Origin of the sequence: Streptomyces coeruleofuscus, assembly GCF_039532725.1 — a bacterium.
GTDB lineage: Bacteria > Actinomycetota > Actinomycetes > Streptomycetales > Streptomycetaceae > Streptomyces > Streptomyces coeruleofuscus.
On the sequence record NZ_BAAASE010000014.1, the window covers coordinates 77,777 to 95,693 of the forward strand.

Below are 17,917 nucleotides of genomic sequence, written 5' to 3' on the forward strand. Positions count from 1 at the left end.
CATGACAACCCACAGCAGCACCACCGAAGTCAGCAAGGAACCCGAACGGGCCGAGGACCGGCAGGGCTTCGACGAGATCACCATCCTCTGGATCTCCGAAGGCATGAGCTGCGACGGCGACACCGTCTCCCTGACCGCAGCCGGCCAGCCCTCCATCGAGGACCTGGTGCTCGGACTGATCCCGGGCGTGCCCAAGGTGAACCTCGTCAACAAGGTGCTCTCCCCGAGCCTGGGCGGCGAGGACTTCCTCGCCCCCTACCGGGCGGCCGTACGCGGCGAACTCGCCCCGTTCATCCTCGTCATCGAGGGCTCGGTCCCCAACCAGAACATCATCGAGGGCGACGGCTACTGGACGTCCTTCGGCAACGACCCGGAGACCGGCGAGCCGCAGACCCTCAACTGGTGGATCGACCAACTGGCCCCCAAGGCCTGGGCGGTGGTCGCCGCCGGCACCTGCGCCACCTTCGGCGGCATCCACGCCATGTCCGGCAACCCCACCGGCTGCATGGGCCTGGCCGACTACCTGGGCTGGGACTTCACCTCCCAGGGCGGCCTGCCCATCGTCAACGTGCCCGGCTGCCCCATCCAGCCCGAGAACTTCATGGAGACCCTGGTCTGGGTCCTCTACCACGCGGCCGGCTCCGCACCCCCGCCCCCGCTGGACCACATGCTGCGCCCGCAGTGGCTGTTCGGCAAGACGGTCCACGAGGGCTGCGACCGCGGCTCGTACTACGAGCAGGCCAGCTTCGCCAAGGACTACAACTCACCCAAGTGCCTGGTCAAGACGGGCTGCTGGGGCCCGGTCGTCAACTGCAACGTGCCCAAGCGCGGCTGGATGGCCGGCATCGGCGGCTGCCCCAACGTCGGCGGCATCTGCATCGGCTGCACGATGCCCGGCTTCCCCGACGCCTTCATGCCGTTCATGGACGAACCCCCCGGCGGAACCCTGTCCTCCCTGGCCATCAAGCCGTACGGAGCCGTCATCCGCCGCCTGCGCGGCATGACCAACGAACTGGTCAACCACGAGCCCAGGTGGCGCCACAACAAGCGCAAGCTGACCAGCGGCTACGACCCGCGCTGGCGGCCCTGATGCCGCGCGACACACACCCCACCACCCGACCACGGAACACCGACAGTGAGGGGCAGTACCGCAGATGACCACCACCGAGGCCCGGCCCACGGAGCGCAAGCCGCCACAGCTAGTGGACATGTCCTGGGATCCGATCACCCGGATCATCGGGAACCTGGGCATCTACACGAAGATCGACTTCGCCAACCGGGAAGTCGTGGAATGCCACAGCACCTCGTCGCTGTTCCGCGGCTACTCGGTGTTCATGAAGGGCAAGGACCCGCGCGACGCGGGCTTCATCACGTCCCGGATCTGCGGCATCTGCGGCGACAACCACACCACCTGCTCCGACTACGCCCAGCAGATGGCCTACGGCGTCAAGCCGCCCCCGCTGGCCGACTACATCGTCAACCTCGGCGAAGCGGCCGAGTACATGTTCGACCACACGATCTTCCAGGACAACCTGGTCTTCGTGGACTTCTGCGAGGCGATGGTCAAGGCCACCAACCCCAGTGTGCTGGCCCGCGCCGAACGCACCGAGGCGCCCCGCGGCGACATCCACGGCTACCGCACCATCGCCGACATCATGAAGGCCTTCAACCCCTTCGAGGGTGAGGTCTACAAGGAGGCCCTGAAGGTCAGCAGGATCACCCGCGAGATGTTCTGCCTGATGGAGGGACGGCACGTCCACCCGTCCACGCTCTATCCCGGTGGCGTCGGCACGATGCCCCAGCCGAACACCTTCACCGACTACCTCAGCCGGCTCATGCGGGTCATCGACTTCGTGAAGAAGGCCGTCGCCATGAACGACGACGTCTTCGACTTCTTCTACGAAGCGCTGCCCGGCTACGAGGAGGTCGGCCGCCGCCGGGTGCTGCTGGGCTGCTGGGGTGCCTTCCAGGACCCCAAGACGGTCGACTACCGGTACGAGACGATGAACTCCTGGGGCAAGGACATGTACGTCACCCCGGGCATCATCGTCGACGGCGAACTCGTCACCAACAACCTCGTCGACATCAACCTCGGCCTGCGCATCCTGCTGGGCAGCTCGTACTACGAGGACTGGGTCAACGAACAGCCCTTCGTCACCCACGACCCGCTCGGCAATCCCGTCGACATGCGCCACCCGTGGAACCAGACCACCGTCCCGGTGCCGCAGAAGCGCGACTTCGACGACAAGTACAGCTGGGTCATGAGCCCCCGCTGGTTCGACCAGCGCACCGGCGACCACCTCGCCCTGGACACCGGCGGCGGCCCGCTCGCCCGCCTGTGGTCGACCGCGCTGAACGGCCTGGTCGACACCCCGTACGTCAAGGCCACCGGCCACAGCGTGCGCATCTCCCTGCCGAAGGGCGAGTCCCTGCCGGAGACGACCTTGGAGTGGCGCATCCCGCAGTGGAGCAACACCATCGAACGCGACCGCGCCCGGCCGTACTTCGTCGCCTACGCGGCCGCCATGGCCCTGCAGTTCCTGGAGGAGTCCATGGGACTCATCCGCGCGGGCGAAACCAAGGTGTTCGAGAACTACGAGGTACCCGACGAAGCGATCGGCTGCGGCTTCCACGAGGCGGTGCGCGGCGTCCTCTCCCACCACCTGGTGATCAAGGACAAGAAGATCGCCAACTACCACCCGTACCCGCCCACCCCGTGGAACGCCAGCCCGCGCGACAAGTACGGCACCCCCGGCCCGTACGAGGACGCCGTCCAGGGCCAGCCCATCTTCGAGGAGAACGGGCCGGACGACTTCAAGGGCGTCGACATCATGCGCACGGTACGCAGCTTCGACCCCTGCCTGCCGTGCGGCGTGCACATGTACGTCGGCAAGGGCAAGACGCTCACCACTCTGCACTCGCCGACGTACGGGGCGAACCATGGCTGAGGCCGCCACCCCCGTACGGCTGGCGGACCCCGACGTCGAGGCCCGGCTCGCACGGCTCGACCAGGTGCTGGCAGGACTCGAGCCCGTCCCCGGACCCGCCACGGAGGCGGTCCGGCTGCTGACCGAGGTCTACGGCGAGGCTCTGGCCCGCGTCCTGGACCAGGCGGACGAACCGCTGGCGGAACGCCTGGCCGACGACGAGCTGCTGGGCCACCTGCTGGTGCTGCACGACATCCACCCCGAGCCCCCCGAGCGCCGGGCGGCCCGCGCGGTCGAACGGCTGCGGCCAGCCGTACAGGAGCGGGGCGGCGACGTGGAGTGGGCCGGTGTGGAAGGCGAGATCGGCCGGGTGCGTCTGAAGACGGGCGGCGGCTGCGGCTCCGGCTGCGGCGGTGGAGGTTCCGAGGTCACCGACGCGGTCCGGGAGGCGGTGCTCGCCGTCGCTCCCGAGCTGACGGCGGTGGAGCCCCTGCCGAGCACGCCGGCTCCCGCGTTCGTACCCCTGACCACGCTGACGCACCGAGGCGCACGGTGACCACCGACGGCGCACTGGCCCGCCTCATCCGCTCCTCGGCCGACCCCACGACGGCGGCCGGGGCGGAGGGGTGTGACCTCTGCGCCGCGCCCGTCGCCGACGAGCACGCCCACCTCTACGACACCGGGCAGGAGGAGGTGCGCTGCGTCTGCCGTCCCTGCTCGGTGCTGTTCGCCGGGGCCGGGGCGGGCGACGGGCACTTCCGGCTCGTGCCCCGGCGCCGGGTCCGGCTGCCCAAGGTCGACACGGCCGTGCTGGGCGTACCGGTCGGCCTGGTCTTCTTCGTGCCCCGGGCGGACGGCGCGGTCACCGCGCAGGGCCCGAGCCCCGCGGGCGCCATGCGGTGGGAGGTCGACGCGGCCGCCTGGAAGCAACTGGCCGAGACGTGTCCGCAGCTCGCCACCGTGGAACCCGAGGTGGAGGCACTGCTGGTGAACACCGTCCACGGCCTCGACCACCACTGGATCGTGCCGATCGACGACTGCTACCGGATGGTCGCCGTCGTACGCCGGGAGTGGCGCGGCCTGTCCGGCGGCGGCCGGGTCTGGCCGGCCGTCGAGCAGTTCTTCGAGGACCTCACCGAGCGGTCATGAGCACGCACTCCGCAGGTCGGAGGCGAGGAAGGAGAGCACCCCATGGGCAGCATCAGAGTGGGCCGGCCCCAGGCGAAGCCCGACACCCCCCGGCACGTCGCCGGCATGCACCAGGGCAACAGGGGACGGTACGAGGAGCAGAAGGGACACCACGAGGACGGCACCGCCGACGCGCGCCGGTCCACGGGGATCCACTGGAAGCGGCATGACGCCCTCGCCGAGACCATGCCGAACATCTCGCCTGGATGAGAGCCGTGATGAGAGAGCAGGGAGTCGCCGCAATGAAGGTCCAACGAGTACGCAGACCCGTCGCGCGCAGGCGGCGCGGGATGAGCGGACAGCGGGTGCTGATGGCCGAGGCCGCCCTGGCGGGCGGTGTCGCCCTGGCGCTGCTGGCCTGGGAGCTGCCCAGTCTGAGGCGGGAGATGCGGATCTGGCGGATGGCCGGCGGTTTCCGCGCCGGCCACCGCTACCCGTGAGCCGGCCGTGCACGAACTGTCGATCGCGACCGCGATCGTCGAGCGGGCCGGCGAGCTGGCCCGGGCGGACGGGACGGACGCCGTCTCGGCGGTGACCGTCCGGGTCGGTGAACTGGCGGGTGTCGTCCCCGACGCCCTGGACTTCGCCTTCGAGGTGGCCCGCGACGGCACCGCCCTCGCCGGGGCCCGGCTCGTGGTCGAGCAGGTCCCCGCGCAGGCCTGGTGCGGCCCGTGCGCCGAGGAGTTCCCGGTGGGCATGCCCCCGTTCTTCTGGTGCCCGCGCTGCGACCAGCCCACCAGCGACCTGCGCAGCGGCCGGGAGCTGGAGATCGCCGGGATCGAGCCGTCACCGGCCCCGGCATAGCGTGAGTGGGCCCCGCCGACGTGTTCGGCGGGGCCCACTCACGTCCGGACCGGATCAGCAGATACGCGGCAACTGCTCGCCGAGCGGCAGATCCACCACTCGCGTGCCGCCGAGGCCGGTCGCGGCCACGACCATGCCGGGGTGATCGGCGACGCACTCGCCGATCAGCGTGGCCCCGGCACCCTGCGGGTGGTCGCGCATCGCCGCGAGGACCTCGTCCGCCGCCGATGGGGGCACGAAGGCGACGAGCCGGCCCTCGTTGGCGACGTAGAGCGGGTCGAGCCCGAGGAAGCCGCAGGCGTTCGCCACCGCGTCCGGCACCGGAATGGCCCGCTCCTGAAGCCGGACCCCGGTCCCCGAAGCACGGGCGATCTCGTTGAGGGACGCTGCGAGGCCGCCCCTGGTGGGGTCGCGCAGCACATGGATGTCGGAGGTGACGGCCAGCATCGCGGCCACCAGATCCGCGAGGGGCGCGGTGTCGCTGGCGACCTCGACCCCGAACTCAAGCCCCTCCCGCACGCTCATGATGGCCACCCCGTGCAGGCCGATCGGCCCGCTGACGATCACGGCGTCGCCCGGCCGCGCACGTTGCGGCCGGATGTCCACCCCGTCCGGAACGAGCCCGACACCGGCGGTGGTGACGTACACACCGTCGCCGTGCCCGGACTCCACCACCTTGGTGTCACCCGTGGCGATGGTGACCCCGGCCGCCTCGGCCGCAACCCCCATGGAGCGCGCGATCCGTTCGACGACCGCCAGCTCCACGCCCTCCTCCAGGACGAACGCCGCGGAGAGGTACGCGGGCCGCGCACCGCTCATCGCCAGGTCGTTGACGGTGCCGTTGACCGCGAGGTCGCCCAGGCAGCCGCCGGGGAAGAACAGCGGCCGGACCACGTAGGAGTCGGTGGAGAAGGCCAGCCGCGCACCGCCCAGTTCGAGGACGGCGGAGTCGGCGAGACCGGCGAGGGTGGCGTTGCCGTAGGCGGGGGTGAAGACCTGCTCCATCAGCTCCGCCGACAGGGCTCCGCCGCCGCCGTGGCCCATCACCACGACACCCTGGTCGCGCAGCGGGGCGGGGCAGGTCCAGTTGGCCGGGTCGACGACCTCGGCGAGTTGCTCAGGCAACGGGAGTCACCCCTTCCTGCGTGGCCCGGCCGGCCTGCGGCGCCGGGGCGTTCATCCGGCGGTACAGGTAGTAGGCCGCGCAGGCGCCCTCGCTGGAGACCATGGTGGCGCCGAGCGGGGTGCGCGGGGTGCAGGTGGTGCCGAACGCGGCGCACTCGGTCGGCTTGATCAGCCCCTGGAGCACCTCACCGCTGCGGCACTCCGCCGGCTCCTCGGTACGGATCCCGGTGACGTCGAAACGGTGCTCGGCGTCGTACGCGCGGAAGGCGTCGCTCAGCCGCCAGCCACTGGCTGGGATCCGGCCGATACCGCGCCAGGACCGGTCGGTGACCTCGAACACCTCCTCGATCATGCGCACGGCGGCCGGATTGCCCTCCTCGCGCACGGCACGCGGATACGCGTTCTCCACCCGGTGCTCGCCACGCTCCAGCTGGCGGACCGCCCGGCGGATGCCCTCCAGGATGTCCAGCGGCTCGAACCCGGTCACCACCATCGGCACCCCGAACCGCTCGGCCAGCTCCGGGTACTCGGCCGTGCCCATCACGCTGCACACGTGCCCGGCGGCCAGGAAGCCCTGCACCCGGCAGGCCGGAGCCGTCATGATCGCCTCGACGGCCGGGGGCACCCGCACATGCGACACCAGCAGGCTGAAGTTGTTCAGGCCGAGCCGCCGCGCCTGGTGCACGGCCATCGCGTTGGCCGGGGCCGTGGTCTCGAAACCGATCGCGAAGAACACCACCTCCCGGTCCGGGTGGCGGCGGGCCAGCTCCAGTGCGTCGAGCGGCGAGTAGACCACGCGTACGTCGCCGCCCTCGCCCTTGACCCGGAACAGGTCGCGGCCGGTGCCCGGCACCCGGAGCATGTCGCCGAAGGAACAGAAGATCACCCCGGGCCGCGAGGCGATCTCCAGGGCCTTGTCGATGACCTCCAGCGGTGTGACGCAGACGGGGCAGCCGGGGCCGTGGATCAACTCGACCTGCTCGGGGAGCAGTTGGTCGATGCCGTGCCGGATGATCGAGTGGGTCTGCCCGCCGCACACCTCCATCAGGGCCCACGGCCGGGTCGCGGTGGCCCGGATCTCGTCCAGCAGCCGCCGGGCCAGATCCGGGTCGTTGAACTCGTCGATGTACTTCACGCCGTTCCCGCCTCCTTCGCCGCCTGCTCCCAGGCGTCGCCGAACTCCTCCTCCAGCAGCCCCAGTTCCTCGAACAGCTTCAGCGAGGCCAGGGCCGATTCCTCGTCCAGGCGCTGGAGTGCGAAGCCGACGTGCACGATGACGTACTCGCCCACCCGCACGTCGGGCACGTACTCCAGACACGCCTGTTTCTGCACTCCGCCGAAGTCGATCAGCCCGGTGAGCGGATCCGCGCCGTCGTCGATGGCCACGACCTTGCCGGGCACTGCCAAACACATGGGTCACTCCTCCTGTCGTAGGTGCGCCGCGACCACCAGCTGGCCGAGGGCCAATCCGCCGTCGTTCGGGGGGACTTCGCCGTGGCGGAGCACCGTGAAGCCGTCGCCGGCCAGCAGCCGTGCGCACTCCTCCTCCAGCAGGGCGTTGGAGAAGACCCCGCCGCTGAGGGCGACGGTGGTCAAGCCGGTGTCCCGGCGCGCACGCCGGCAGACCTCGGCGACGGCCCGCGCCACCGCGCGGTGGAAGCGGGCGGCGAGCACGGGGGCCGGGGTGCCCCGCCGCAGATCGGCGACCAGTGCGCCGAGCACGGGCGCCGGGTCGAGATCGCCGGTGAAGGCGTACGCCGAGGTCTCGCCGTCCCAGGCCGAAGCGGCCGCCGCCTCCAGTTCCAGGGCGGCCTGGGCCTCGTACCCCGCGCGGTGGCACACGCCGACGAGCGACGACACGGCGTCGAAGAGCCGCCCCATGCTGGAGGTCGCCACACAGGCCACACCGCGCGCCAACTGCTGCCGCAGTACGGCCGGCTCGTCGGCCGTGCAGGCGGTCACGCTCGGCAGGTCCGCGTCCCACGGCAGGCCCGCCGCCCACAGCCGGGCCAGCGCCAGACGGCAGGGGTTGGCCACGCCCGCGTCGCCGCCGGGCAGCGGGGCGGGGGCGAGGTGGGCGTAGCGCCGGAAGCCGCTGTAGTCGGCGAGCAGGATCTCGCCGCCCCAGACGGTGCCGTCGTCGCCGTAGCCCGTGCCGTCGAAGGCGACGCCGATCACGGGTGCGGTGCCGTCGAGGCCGTGCTCGGCCATCGCGGAGGCGATGTGCGCGTGGTGGTGCTGGACCAGCACAGGGGCGTTCCCGGCCAGCCGGGCGGCCCACCTCGCCGAGTGATATCCGGGGTGCCGGTCCGCGGCGACGACTTCTGGGGCGACGCCGGTCAGGGACCGCAGGTGCGCCTCCGCTCGCCGGGCCGCCTCCAGAGTGGTCAGATCGCCCATGTCGCCGATGTGCGGGCCGAACCAGGCCTGGTCGCCCTCGCCGAGACACAGCGCGTTCTTCAGATCGCCGCCCACGGCGAGCGCGGGCCGCACCGGGACCGGCAGCCGCAGCGGGCGGGGCACGAACCCCCGGGACCGGCGCAGCACCTGCTCCGTGCCGTCGGGGCGCACCCGCAGCAGGGAGTCGTCGCAGGGCGAGGCGATGGGCCGGTCGTGGGCGAGCCACGCGTCGGCCAGCCCGGCGAGCCGGGTCAGTGCCTCGTCGTCGTCCGTGACGATCGGTTCCCCCGAGCGGTTGCCGCTCGTCATGACCAGCACGCGCGGTCCCGGCGGATCCCCGGGCAGGCCGAACAGCAGGGTGTGCACGGGCGTGTAGGGCAGCATGACGCCCAGGTGGGGGCTGCCGGGGCAGACGCCGGGCGCGAGGCCCGCCTGCCCGGCCCGTGGGCGGAGCAGGACGATGGGGCGCCGGGGGCCGGTGAGGGCGGCCAGTTCGGGCGCGGAGAGCACGGCGATCCGCCGTACTGCGTCCAGGTCCGCGCACATCACCGCGAACGGCTTGCCGCCGCGTGCCTTGCGGGTGCGCAGCGTCTCGACGGCCCGCGCGTCGGTCGCGTCGCACGCCAGGTGGTAGCCGCCGAGGCCCTTGACGGCGACGATCCGCCCGGCGGCCAGCAGAGCCCGCGCCGTCGCGAGCGCGTCGGCGTCCCGCGCCGGGCGAACGTCGCTTCCCGACGCCGGCAGCAGGTGCAGCCGGGGGCCGCAGCGGGGGCAGGCCACGGGCTGGGCATGGAAGCGCCGGTCGAGGGGATCGCCGTACTCCCGGGCGCAGTCGGCGCACATCGGGAAGCCGGCCATGGTGGTGACCGCCCGGTCGTACGGCATGCCCGTGGCGATGGTGAAGCGGGGCCCGCAGTGCGTGCAGGTGACGAACGGGTGCCGGTGCCGGCGGTCGGCCGGATCGGTCAGCTCCCGCAGACAGTCGGCGCAGGTCGCCGTGTCGGGCGGGAGATGGGTGCGGCCGGGGGAGCGGTCGGTGGAGCGGATGGTGAAGGTGCCGTCGGCGCCGCTGACGGGCAGGTCCTCGAACCCGACGCCGGTGACGGTGGCCAGCGGCGGTGGCTTGGTGGCCAGCCGGTCGCAGAAGCCGGCGACACGGTCCGGCGGGCCCTCCACCTCGATGAGGACTCCGTTCGCCGTGTTGCTCACGAAGCCCGCGAGGGCGAGATCGGTGGCCAGGCGGTGCACGAAGGGCCGGAAACCCACGCCCTGCACGGTGCCGCGCACAGTGACGCGGCGGCGCACCGCCTGTGTGGCGGGCGCTGTCACGAGACGAGGCCGGCTTCGGCGCCCTCATGGGTGTGGGTGTGCGGGCGGGGCGCCAGCGGCGGCCGGTGCACCGGCGCCCCGTCCCGTACGGCGAGGACGCGCTCCAGAAGGGCGTCGACGCCGGCGTCGGTGCGCGCGCAGGACCGCAGCACCTCCACTCCGGGGTTGACCCGCTGGACATGGGTGTCGAAGGCGGACTCGTCGAACCCGGCGGGCCCGGCCAGGTCGGTCTTGGTCAGCACCACCAGATGGGCGGACCCGAAGGCCGTCGGGTACTTCAGCGGCTTGTCCTCGCCCTCCGTGACCGCCATGAGCACGATCCGCAGACTCTCGCCGAGGTCGTAGGACGCCGGGCAGACGAGGTTGCCGACGTTCTCCACGAACAGCAGCGAGGTGTCCTCGGGCAGCCAGCTCTCCACGTGGCCGCGCAGCTGCCGCGCCTCCAGATGGCACAGCCCGTCCGTCAGCAGCTGCTTCACGGGGGCTCCCGAACGGGCCAGCCGGTCGGCGTCGTTCTCGGTCGCCAGGTCGGCGGTGAGCGCGGCCACCGGAAGGCCCCGCTCGACCGCCCGGGCGAGCACCCGCCCGAGCAGTTCCGTCTTCCCGCTGCCCGGGCTGGACAGCAGATTGACCACGCTCACTCCGCGCCGGGCCAGCTCGTCGCGCAGGCCCGCGGCCAGACCGTCGTTCTTCGCCAGGACGGCTTGGGTGACCTCGTCCACGGAATCGCACATGGGCGCCGCTCCTCGCGGTCGGTGGGGAAATCGGTCCGCCACCGATCCTCGGCGCCGACTCTCACGGTGCCCGGCAGCCAGGCGGGGACAGGGCGGGGGATTCGTCCGGGCGGCTCAACGGGGGCGTGGCAGCCGGGTCGGTCAGCAGCACCGGAACCATGGCGTGCAGGGCCGCGACGGCCCGCCCGACCGCTTCGCGCACCGTCGCGCTGACACCCGGGGCGATGTCCTCGCCGGCGGGTGCGCGCAACTCGGGCTCGCAGGCCAGGACGAGGACGCGCGGGAGCGGCTCGTCACCCAGGTGGGCGGCGAGGGCGAGGACCTTCGCCGGGTCCATGCCGTGCGCCTCGGGCGGGGCGCCGACCGTGGCGCGGTCGGGCAGGTCCGGCTCGATCAGCGACAGGGTGCCCGGTTCGTGTCCCCGTACGGCGGCGTCGACCAGGACGGCCGTGTCGTAGCCGTCGAGCAGTGCGTACGCGAGGTCCATGCCGCGGATGCCGAAGTCCCCTACCCGCACCTCGGGCGGCAGCGGACGCTGGTCCAGGGCGCGGATCACCTCGGGGCCGAAGGCGTCGTCCGCGAGGAAGATGTTGCCGACGCCCGCCACGAGCAGCCGCGCACTCATCGCGCACCTTCGGTCGCGAGCGGCCGGGCGGAGCCGCTCGGGACCTTGCGGACGAACGCGGACCGCAGCGCGTGGTAGGGGGCCTGCGGGTCGAAGAAGATGGCGCGCATCCGGGCGAGTTCCGTTCGCCGGTATTCGGCGAGGGGCCGCTGGAGCTCGTCCGCGTGACGTGCCGTGGCCTTCGCGGTGATCCGGCGGGCGATGTCCGGGTCGCCGGCCACATCGGCAGCCAGGCGCTCGACCTCTGCGGCGAACTCCTGGGGAGGAACAGGCACCAGACGATCCACCAGCCCGGTCCGCGCGGCCGTCGCGGCGCTCACCGGCAACGCCTCGCTCGTCAGCCGCTCGGCCGTCTCGGCTCCCACGCGGCGCGGCAGCGAGTACGTCCAGAACTCCGACCCGTACAGACCCATGTGCCGGTAGTGCGGGTTGAGGACGATGCCCGAGCGGCACCACACTTCGTCGGCGGCCAGGGCCAGCATGACACCGCCGGCCGCCGCGTTGCCGCCGAGCGCCGCCACCACCAGCCGGTCGGTGGTGCGCAGCACGGCCTCGACCAGGTCGTTCATGGCGGTGAGGTTGGACCAGGACTCGCCCGCCGGGTCGCTCGACGCCTCGATGACGTTGAGGTGGATGCCGTTGGAGAAGAAGTCGCGGGCGCCGCCGAGCACCAGCACCGAGGTGGAGCGGGTGAGCGCGTACCGGTAGGCGGCGAGCAGCCTGCGGCAGTGGTTGGTGCTCATCGCACCGCCCGGGAACGAGAAGGACAGGAAGCCGATGCCATCCCGCTGCCGGTAGCGGATGTCGGCCCAGGTGGTGCGGTTCGGCGGCAGTTCGAGCGGGGCGGCGATCTCCGGCAGCCAGTACGGGCGGTCGTTCGAACCCGGCATGCCCGGGCCGCTGCCGGGCGGCGCCGGGAAGGAGGCGAGGACCGAGGCCGCCGGACGGCGGAACGGTGCCGGGTCGCCGGAGCTCTTGCGGGGGCGCAGCTCCGGGATCCACACCGCGCCGTCCAGGGTGGCCCGGCAGAGAGCGCCGGACCGGGTCGCGAGCAGTTCGCCCGGCCGGCCGCGCAGCCGGTCCTCGGGATGCCCGCCGTGCAGGAACACCTCCCGGCCGCACAGTTCGTCCAGGACGCCCGGCTGCGAGTCGGCCCCGCGGAGCTTGCGCAGTACCGTCTGCGTGCTGTCGTTCTCCCAGTCGATCCGCCGCTGCTCCTGGCGGAAGAAGTCCCGCCACACCACACGGATCCCGGGATCGCTCTGCGGCCGCGGCTTGAACGATCCGTCGGCGAACCGCCCCACGGCCAGCAGCACCGCGCCCGCGGCGGCGTCGGACAGTTCGTTGCGGTACACGTCGCTCTTGCCGGCCGGCGGCACCCGGAAGGACCCGTCCGCCCAGATGTCCCCCGCGTCCATCGCCGCCTCGGCCTGGAGCACCGTCACGCCCCACTCGGGTGTCTCCTCGGCGATCGCCCAGTCCAGCGACGACGGGCCCCGGTCGCCGGGCGGTCCCGGATGCACGATCAGGCAGGTGTGCTCCTGCCACACGTCCTCCGGCAGGGCCGACTTCAGCATCGGCGCGACGATCAGTTCCGGGCGCACCTCCCGTACGGCGGCCCGGACCGCGTCGGCGCCGTGGGACGCCAGGACGACGTCCACGTGATGCCCTTGGTCCGACAGTTCGGCGTACACACGCTGGGACAGGCTGTTGAACGCGCTGACGACGAGCAAGATGTCCATGACATGGCATGCTCGCCGGTCGGGGGAGGCCCGAGAAGGACCGCGACGGCGTTTCGCCGGTCTTCACGGGCCCCTTGCTCCATCCGGATCGCCTGCGGCCGCTACTCGCCCGAGGGCGCGGTCAGCGGAACGCCGAGGCCCACCGGGGTGCCGAAGTCCGGCGTGCCGTCGGCGTTCCAGGTGAACTTCTGTGCCCTGGTCGAGCGGTTCATGTCGCAGCCACCGCTCGCCGAGCTGTTCGCGTGGTACACCATCCAGTCCTCCGTGCCGTCCGGCGACTTGAAGAAGCCGTTGTGACCGGGGCCGTACACGCCGTTTGCGTTGGACCGCTGGAAGACCGGGTTCGGTGACTTGGTCCAGGAGGAGGAACTGAGCGGGTCGCCGCCGTTGTACGTGAGCATGCCCAGCTTGTAGTCGGGCGTGGAGCAGTGGCTGGCGGAGTAGACGATGAACGTCTTCCCGTTCCGCTGGAGCACCTCGGCGCCCTCGTTGACCGCGCCGCCGACCGTCTCCCAGCCGTAGGTGGGGGTGGACAGGATCCGGCGGGTGCCGCTCGCGGTCCACGGGTTCGACAGCGGCCGGATGAACATCGGCTGCGAGCCGTTGTAGAACGTGCCCAGCAGGTAGAGCTTGCCGTTGAGCTGGAGGATGCCCGGGTCCAGCTCCCAGGTGTCGTCCTGGGCCGGGTCGAGCAGGTCGGCCTTGAAGGTGTACGGCCCCATCGGGTCCAGGCCGGCGCTCTCCAGGACGTGGATCCGCTGCGTGCCCAGGTCGAACGGCTCCCGCCCGGCGGTGTAGTAGAAGTACCACCGCTTGCCGTTCGGGCCGTCCAGCAGATGGAACTCGGGCGCCCACATCGTGCCCGCCCCGTTGGGCCGGGTCAGGTTGAAGAGCACCTGCTCGGTGGCCGTGGCCAGCCCCGCCAGTGTGCGGGACTTGCGCATGGTGATCGTCGAGTTCCAGGTCGTGGTGGCGAGGTAGTAGTAGCCGTCGTGGTAGGTCATCCAGGGGTCGGGGCCCCGCTGGGCGATCGGGTTGGTGAAGGTGTTCGGGCTCGTGCCGTCCCCGGTGAAGCCGGGCAGCCGCCACACCCTGCCGTTCGAAGCGGAGCACGGCAGCTGCACCAGGCCGGTGTTCGATGCCGGGGAACCTCCACTGGGCGTGACGCACATGCCCGAGCCGGCCGAGACCAGGTTGAAGGTCTTGTCCCCGCCGCTGACCGGCACCAGTCGCCACCGCTGGTTGGCGCCGCCGTGGCACGGCCACTGGGTGATCGTCGCGTTGTCCGCCGTGGAGGCGCCGTGGACGTCGACGCACTGACCGGACCGGGTCTTGATCGTGTACGTGTCGCTCGTCCCCGCAACGGGGGCGAAGCCGAGGCTCTGGTTCGCACCGGAGTCGCACGCGAAGGCACGCAACTGCGTCCCGTTGGCCGACGAACCCCCCGGCAGGTCGAGGCAGTTGCCGCCGTTCTGGTTCACGCCCGTCGAGGTGAACGAGACGGCGGCGGCAGCGGGCGGCGGCGCGGCCAGGAAGGCGACCGCCATGGTGAGGGAGGCGAAGAGCGCGGACAGGCAGCGGGAACGGGTCACGGGCCGTACACCTTTGCTTCCAGGAGGCCGACGGAGCTGGTGCCGTTGCTGGTGAGCTGCACACGCAGTCGCGTGGTGTTCGTCGCGGTGAACGTGACGGTGTTGTACCGGTTCTTCGCCACCGGGTAGGCGCTCGCACCGGGCACGTCGACGTAGGCGCTGCCGTTCCAGTACTGGAGCTTCCACGCGGCGGGCATGTCGATGCCCTGGTCGTCGTCGAAGAAGTACACCTCGGCCTTGTTCAGCGTCTTCGCCGACGGCCAGGTCAGCTCGGCCCACTGCTGCCCGCTCTCCGGCCAGGTGCCCCAGCGCGGGTTCACCGTGTCGTCGGAGGAGGGCGGGTCGGCCCCGTCGTTGACGGCGGTGACGCTCTCCCAGGGGGAGGTGTACGAGGCGGACGCCGTCGCCGACGACGCCAGGTTGGCGGGTGGCTGGGCGCCGCCCCGGTGGTGGACCTTGATCTCGGTCAGGCCCGTCTTCGCCCCGGAGGCGTGGGTGGCCAGGACCCGTACGCGCTGGGCGCTGATCGCCGGGAACCGCACCAGGTTGTAGTTGGCCCGGGGGGCGGCCGGACTCTTCGTCTGCTCGGGCACGCTCACCCAGGAACCGCCGTCGTGGTACTGGACCGTGTACGACGACGGGGCGCGGTAGGTGGTGCTCGCCGGGCGGCTGTCCTTGAAGTACAGGCGCATCTCGTTCAGCGTCCGGGCGGTGCCGAAGTCCAGTTCGTACCAGTCCTGGCTGCCGGCGGAGCCGCCCGCGCCCCAGAACGGCTCGTTGACGGGATAGCCGTCGACGGCGCCGGAGACCGTGCTGCCCGGCCCGGTGTGGGAGGCGGACGCGGTCGCCCCGGAGGCGAGGTTCGCCGGGTCGGCGGTCAGGTCGACACCGGCCTTGGCGAACATGTCGACCATGCGGGGACTGTCCTGCACGACCTGGGTGGGGGCCTTCAGCCCGGCGACGGCCGTGCGGTGGGTGACCGTGCCCTTGGTGGTGACCTCGCCGGTGGCCGGGTCCCAGGTGAAGGGCGTCAGGGAGCTGACGGTGGCGGCCCGGTCGCCGTTGACGTAGATCGAGTAGCCCTCCGGGACGCCGGGATAACGCGCCACGCCGTCGGCCGGGTCGTCCCAGACGATGGACAGGTCGGCGCCCCGGTAGCGGAGGTTGTCGACCGTGAAGTGGGACCAGCCGATGTCGATGGGGGAGAGCTCGACCTTGGCGTCGTTGCGCGGCCGCAGCCCCGCCACGTCCTCGATCACGGTCCAGTTGCTGCTGCCGAGGATGTTGTGGTGGATCCAAGACCGGTAGTTGATCGAGTTGCCGTTCCAGTCGGCCCAGAACTCGTTCGCGTCCGGCCACTGGGTGTTGCCGCCGACGTACTGCGCCCAGGTGTTCCAGTAGAGGAGCTTCTTGTAGTCGGTCGCGCTCATCCAGGAGTTGGGGTAGTTGCGCAGCACCGAGGAGTAGAGCCGGAACTGGACGGTGGAGTTGATGGTCGAGAAGTTGTTGGAGCCCGGTTCACCGGCCTCGGCCGCCGCCTTCTTGTCGGCCTGGTTGGCCGTGAAGAAGGGGAAGACCGGGTACTGGGCCGGGTCGTCGAACAGCCGCAGGGCCTGCCGGTACGTCGCTGTGTTCGGGACGGCGCCGACCGAGAACGGGTAGTAGTTGTTGATCTCCTTCCAGGGAACCCACTCGTTCGTCGACTTCAGCCGGTGCTCGAACAGCTGCCGGTTCGGATTCCACAGCACATCGACGATGGCTTCCTTGATCTGGTTCGCCAGCGTGCGCATCTCGCCGGCCTTGGCCGTGTTGCCGGTCGCCTCGTACGCCTGCGCGGCGGCGAGCGCCCCGCTGTACTGGTAGGCGGACTCGGCGCGGTCCATGTTTCCGGGCTTCCAGTGGAAGGACACCGCGTCGGCGTCGTTGCCCGTCAGGGCACCCCAGTCGTACTCGATGAGCTTGTTGTCGTCGTGGTCGTAGTGGGCGAGCTGGCCCTTGACGTCGCCCTCGGCGTACCGCGCGAGCCCGGCGGCGATGGCCGGCTGGCCACCGTGGATCTGGTAGCTCCTCCAGGCCGCCTCGGCGATGTACTGGGTGTAGCTGTTGGACCAGTTCTCCGGGTCACCCGGGTTGTCCATGAAGCGGCCGCCTTTGGAGGTCTGGCCGACGCTGAGCCAGTCGCCGTAGGCGTAGGACGGGTCGCGCAGGTACTTCAGGTCGTCGATGTGCATCGACTGGGTGAGCGCGATGGCGTTGTTGTAGCCGAGGACGCCTTCCGTCGAGGTCGGGAACTGGAAGGTCTGCCCGGGGATGTCGGCGTCGAGGTGGTTGAAGCGCATCAGCCACCAGCGGTAGTAGATGTTCTTCTTGATCGCGGGCTCGGGCACGTCGATGTAGGGCACGTTCTGTGCCCACCACCGGTTGTAGGCCTTCACGTGGGTCGCGAACGCGGTGGCTGCCGAGTAGCCCGCGTAGGCGTCGTACTCCGTGCGCGACTCGGGGATCTCGTCGGTGACGAAACCCATGACCACCTTGGCGGTCACGGTGGCCCCGGCGGCGACCGTCACGGACCGGTCGAGGCCGCCGCCGGAGACGGTGAACCCGTCACCCGTGAGCCGCGGGCGGACGGCCGTGAGGTTGTTGTGGGCGTTCATCTGCCCGGTCAGCTCGCTGCCGCTGCCGGTGGTGGCGTACGGCGACGTCACCCGTAACCGGAGCGTGGTGGAGCCGGAGCCGTTGTTCCTGATCGACAGGTTGGTCACGGCCACGTTGTTGTCCGTGATGAACTTCGTCTGGTCGACCGTGACCGAGCCGCTGGTGTGCACGCTCTTCCAGTGGCTGGGCGTCTGCCGGCGCTGTGCGACCTGCTCGGTGAAGGTGCCCGGGGACACCGCGACGGTGTAGGCGTTGTCGCCGGTGATGCTCTCCCAGTAGGCGACCTTGCCGCCGAAGCCGAACCGGGCGGGGTCGTGCTCCTTCATGAAGAGCGCGCGTCCCCGGCTCATGAGCCAGGGCCCGGCCGGGTCGTTGCCCGAGCGGGAGAGCAGGCGGTCCATCCAGAAGTCGGTCCCCGAACTCTCCGCGTCGTAGATCGCCCGCATCATGTCGCCCTGCGTGTGGGCGACGGGCGGGGCGGGGATCGAGGGGCCGCTGAAGGTGGGGAACCCGATGGTCTGCGCCGCCGCGGCCGGGCCGGCCGGGACGAGGGAACAGACGCCGAGCACCAGTGCGGCCAGCAGTACCTGCGGTCTTCTCATCGGATGCTCCCAATCCGGACCGGGAAGAGCACGGAAACGACCTAAAAGGTTTTCGCAACGTAGGAGGGAGCTGATGAGGTGTCAAGAGAGCTGTACATCACAGGAGTTGGTCGGCAGGGTGATGAGGTGCGGTCGGCGAGTGAATGAACGACGCGGTCGCGGCCCCGGAAAACCTTTCAGGGTGGCGTTGCTTG

The 17,917-nt window shown here is 71.2% G+C and carries 16 protein-coding genes; 7 read left to right on the forward strand and 9 right to left on the reverse strand.

What is annotated here, in order from left to right; all coding sequences use genetic code 11:
* Position 1 precedes the first annotated feature (1 nt).
* The 7 genes from ABFX81_RS37385 to hypA all read left to right on the forward strand — a co-directional run bounded on the left by ABFX81_RS37385 (position 2) and on the right by hypA (position 4,919).
* Entirely contained in the window at positions 2-1,090 is a 1,089-nt protein-coding gene (locus ABFX81_RS37385) for an NADH-quinone oxidoreductase subunit B family protein (protein ID WP_086854472.1), read from the forward strand.
* A gap of 64 nt (positions 1,091-1,154) precedes the next feature.
* Positions 1,155-2,948 carry a nickel-dependent hydrogenase large subunit gene (locus ABFX81_RS37390; protein ID WP_346139318.1) on the forward strand — a complete coding sequence of 598 codons (1,794 nt, stop codon included), beginning with the start codon at positions 1,155-1,157 and terminating at the stop codon, positions 2,946-2,948.
* Complete coding sequence (locus tag ABFX81_RS37395; protein ID WP_346139319.1) at positions 2,941-3,483, forward strand: NifU family protein; 543 nt, start codon at positions 2,941-2,943, stop codon at positions 3,481-3,483. The genes ABFX81_RS37390 and ABFX81_RS37395 overlap by 8 nt, the downstream gene beginning before the upstream one ends.
* Positions 3,480-4,076 (forward strand): DUF5947 family protein, encoded by a 597-nt coding sequence (locus tag ABFX81_RS37400; RefSeq protein ID WP_086849058.1) that lies wholly within the window; start codon positions 3,480-3,482, stop codon positions 4,074-4,076. Before ABFX81_RS37395 ends, ABFX81_RS37400 begins: the two co-directional genes overlap by 4 nt.
* A 42-nt stretch (positions 4,077-4,118) precedes the next feature.
* On the forward strand, positions 4,119-4,325 hold the full coding sequence (locus ABFX81_RS37405; RefSeq protein WP_086849060.1) for a hypothetical protein: 207 nt from the start codon (positions 4,119-4,121) through the stop codon (positions 4,323-4,325).
* Between the two features lie 32 nt (positions 4,326-4,357).
* Positions 4,358-4,555, forward strand: coding sequence for a hypothetical protein (locus ABFX81_RS37410; protein WP_346139320.1), 198 nt, complete (start codon positions 4,358-4,360; stop codon positions 4,553-4,555).
* A gap of 7 nt (positions 4,556-4,562) precedes the next feature.
* Positions 4,563-4,919: a hydrogenase maturation nickel metallochaperone HypA gene (gene hypA, locus ABFX81_RS37415; RefSeq protein WP_086849062.1), complete on the forward strand. Its 357-nt coding sequence runs from the start codon at positions 4,563-4,565 to the stop codon at positions 4,917-4,919.
* Positions 4,920-4,973: 54 nt separating this feature from the next.
* Here hypA and hypE read toward each other — a convergent pair whose 3' ends face one another.
* The 9 genes from hypE to ABFX81_RS37460 all read right to left on the reverse strand — a co-directional run bounded on the left by hypE (position 4,974) and on the right by ABFX81_RS37460 (position 17,723).
* On the reverse strand, positions 4,974-6,044 hold the full coding sequence (gene hypE / locus ABFX81_RS37420; RefSeq protein ID WP_086849065.1) for a hydrogenase expression/formation protein HypE: 1,071 nt from the start codon (positions 6,042-6,044) through the stop codon (positions 4,974-4,976).
* Entirely contained in the window at positions 6,037-7,179 is a 1,143-nt protein-coding gene (hypD, locus tag ABFX81_RS37425) for a hydrogenase formation protein HypD (protein ID WP_086849067.1), read from the reverse strand. The genes hypE and hypD overlap by 8 nt, the downstream gene beginning before the upstream one ends.
* Positions 7,176-7,457: a HypC/HybG/HupF family hydrogenase formation chaperone gene (locus ABFX81_RS37430; protein ID WP_086849068.1), complete on the reverse strand. Its 282-nt coding sequence runs from the start codon at positions 7,455-7,457 to the stop codon at positions 7,176-7,178. The genes hypD and ABFX81_RS37430 overlap by 4 nt, the downstream gene beginning before the upstream one ends.
* A 3-nt stretch (positions 7,458-7,460) precedes the next feature.
* Entirely contained in the window at positions 7,461-9,773 is a 2,313-nt protein-coding gene (hypF, locus tag ABFX81_RS37435; RefSeq protein WP_086849069.1) for a carbamoyltransferase HypF, read from the reverse strand.
* On the reverse strand, positions 9,770-10,507 hold the full coding sequence (hypB, locus tag ABFX81_RS37440) for a hydrogenase nickel incorporation protein HypB (protein ID WP_346139321.1): 738 nt from the start codon (positions 10,505-10,507) through the stop codon (positions 9,770-9,772). The genes hypF and hypB overlap by 4 nt, the downstream gene beginning before the upstream one ends.
* A gap of 61 nt (positions 10,508-10,568) precedes the next feature.
* Positions 10,569-11,132 (reverse strand): hydrogenase maturation protease, encoded by a 564-nt coding sequence (locus ABFX81_RS37445; RefSeq protein WP_346139322.1) that lies wholly within the window; start codon positions 11,130-11,132, stop codon positions 10,569-10,571.
* Complete coding sequence (locus tag ABFX81_RS37450) at positions 11,129-12,874, reverse strand: enoyl-CoA hydratase-related protein (RefSeq protein WP_086842846.1); 1,746 nt, start codon at positions 12,872-12,874, stop codon at positions 11,129-11,131. Before ABFX81_RS37450 ends, ABFX81_RS37445 begins: the two co-directional genes overlap by 4 nt.
* Before the next feature lie 101 nt (positions 12,875-12,975).
* Entirely contained in the window at positions 12,976-14,466 is a 1,491-nt protein-coding gene (locus tag ABFX81_RS37455) for a family 43 glycosylhydrolase (protein WP_086842847.1), read from the reverse strand.
* Positions 14,463-17,723 (reverse strand): discoidin domain-containing protein, encoded by a 3,261-nt coding sequence (locus ABFX81_RS37460; RefSeq protein ID WP_346139323.1) that lies wholly within the window; start codon positions 17,721-17,723, stop codon positions 14,463-14,465. Before ABFX81_RS37460 ends, ABFX81_RS37455 begins: the two co-directional genes overlap by 4 nt.
* Positions 17,724-17,917: the final 194 nt, after the last annotated feature.

Excerpts from the sequence above, each read along its gene's own strand:
- ABFX81_RS37385 (WP_086854472.1), top strand. The coding sequence starts at position 2 with ATGACAACCCACAGCAGCACCACCGAAGTCAGCAAGGAACCCGAACGG.
- ABFX81_RS37390 (WP_346139318.1), top strand. The coding sequence starts at position 1,155 with ATGACCACCACCGAGGCCCGGCCCACGGAGCGCAAGCCGCCACAGCTA.
- ABFX81_RS37395 (WP_346139319.1), top strand. The coding sequence starts at position 2,941 with ATGGCTGAGGCCGCCACCCCCGTACGGCTGGCGGACCCCGACGTCGAG.
- ABFX81_RS37405 (WP_086849060.1), top strand. The coding sequence starts at position 4,119 with ATGGGCAGCATCAGAGTGGGCCGGCCCCAGGCGAAGCCCGACACCCCC.
- ABFX81_RS37410 (WP_346139320.1), top strand. The coding sequence starts at position 4,358 with ATGAAGGTCCAACGAGTACGCAGACCCGTCGCGCGCAGGCGGCGCGGG.
- ABFX81_RS37430 (WP_086849068.1), bottom strand. The coding sequence starts at position 7,457 with ATGTGTTTGGCAGTGCCCGGCAAGGTCGTGGCCATCGACGACGGCGCG.
- hypB (WP_346139321.1), bottom strand. The coding sequence starts at position 10,507 with ATGTGCGATTCCGTGGACGAGGTCACCCAAGCCGTCCTGGCGAAGAAC.
- ABFX81_RS37445 (WP_346139322.1), bottom strand. The coding sequence starts at position 11,132 with ATGAGTGCGCGGCTGCTCGTGGCGGGCGTCGGCAACATCTTCCTCGCG.
- ABFX81_RS37450 (WP_086842846.1), bottom strand. The coding sequence starts at position 12,874 with ATGGACATCTTGCTCGTCGTCAGCGCGTTCAACAGCCTGTCCCAGCGT.
- ABFX81_RS37460 (WP_346139323.1), bottom strand. The coding sequence starts at position 17,723 with ATGAGAAGACCGCAGGTACTGCTGGCCGCACTGGTGCTCGGCGTCTGT.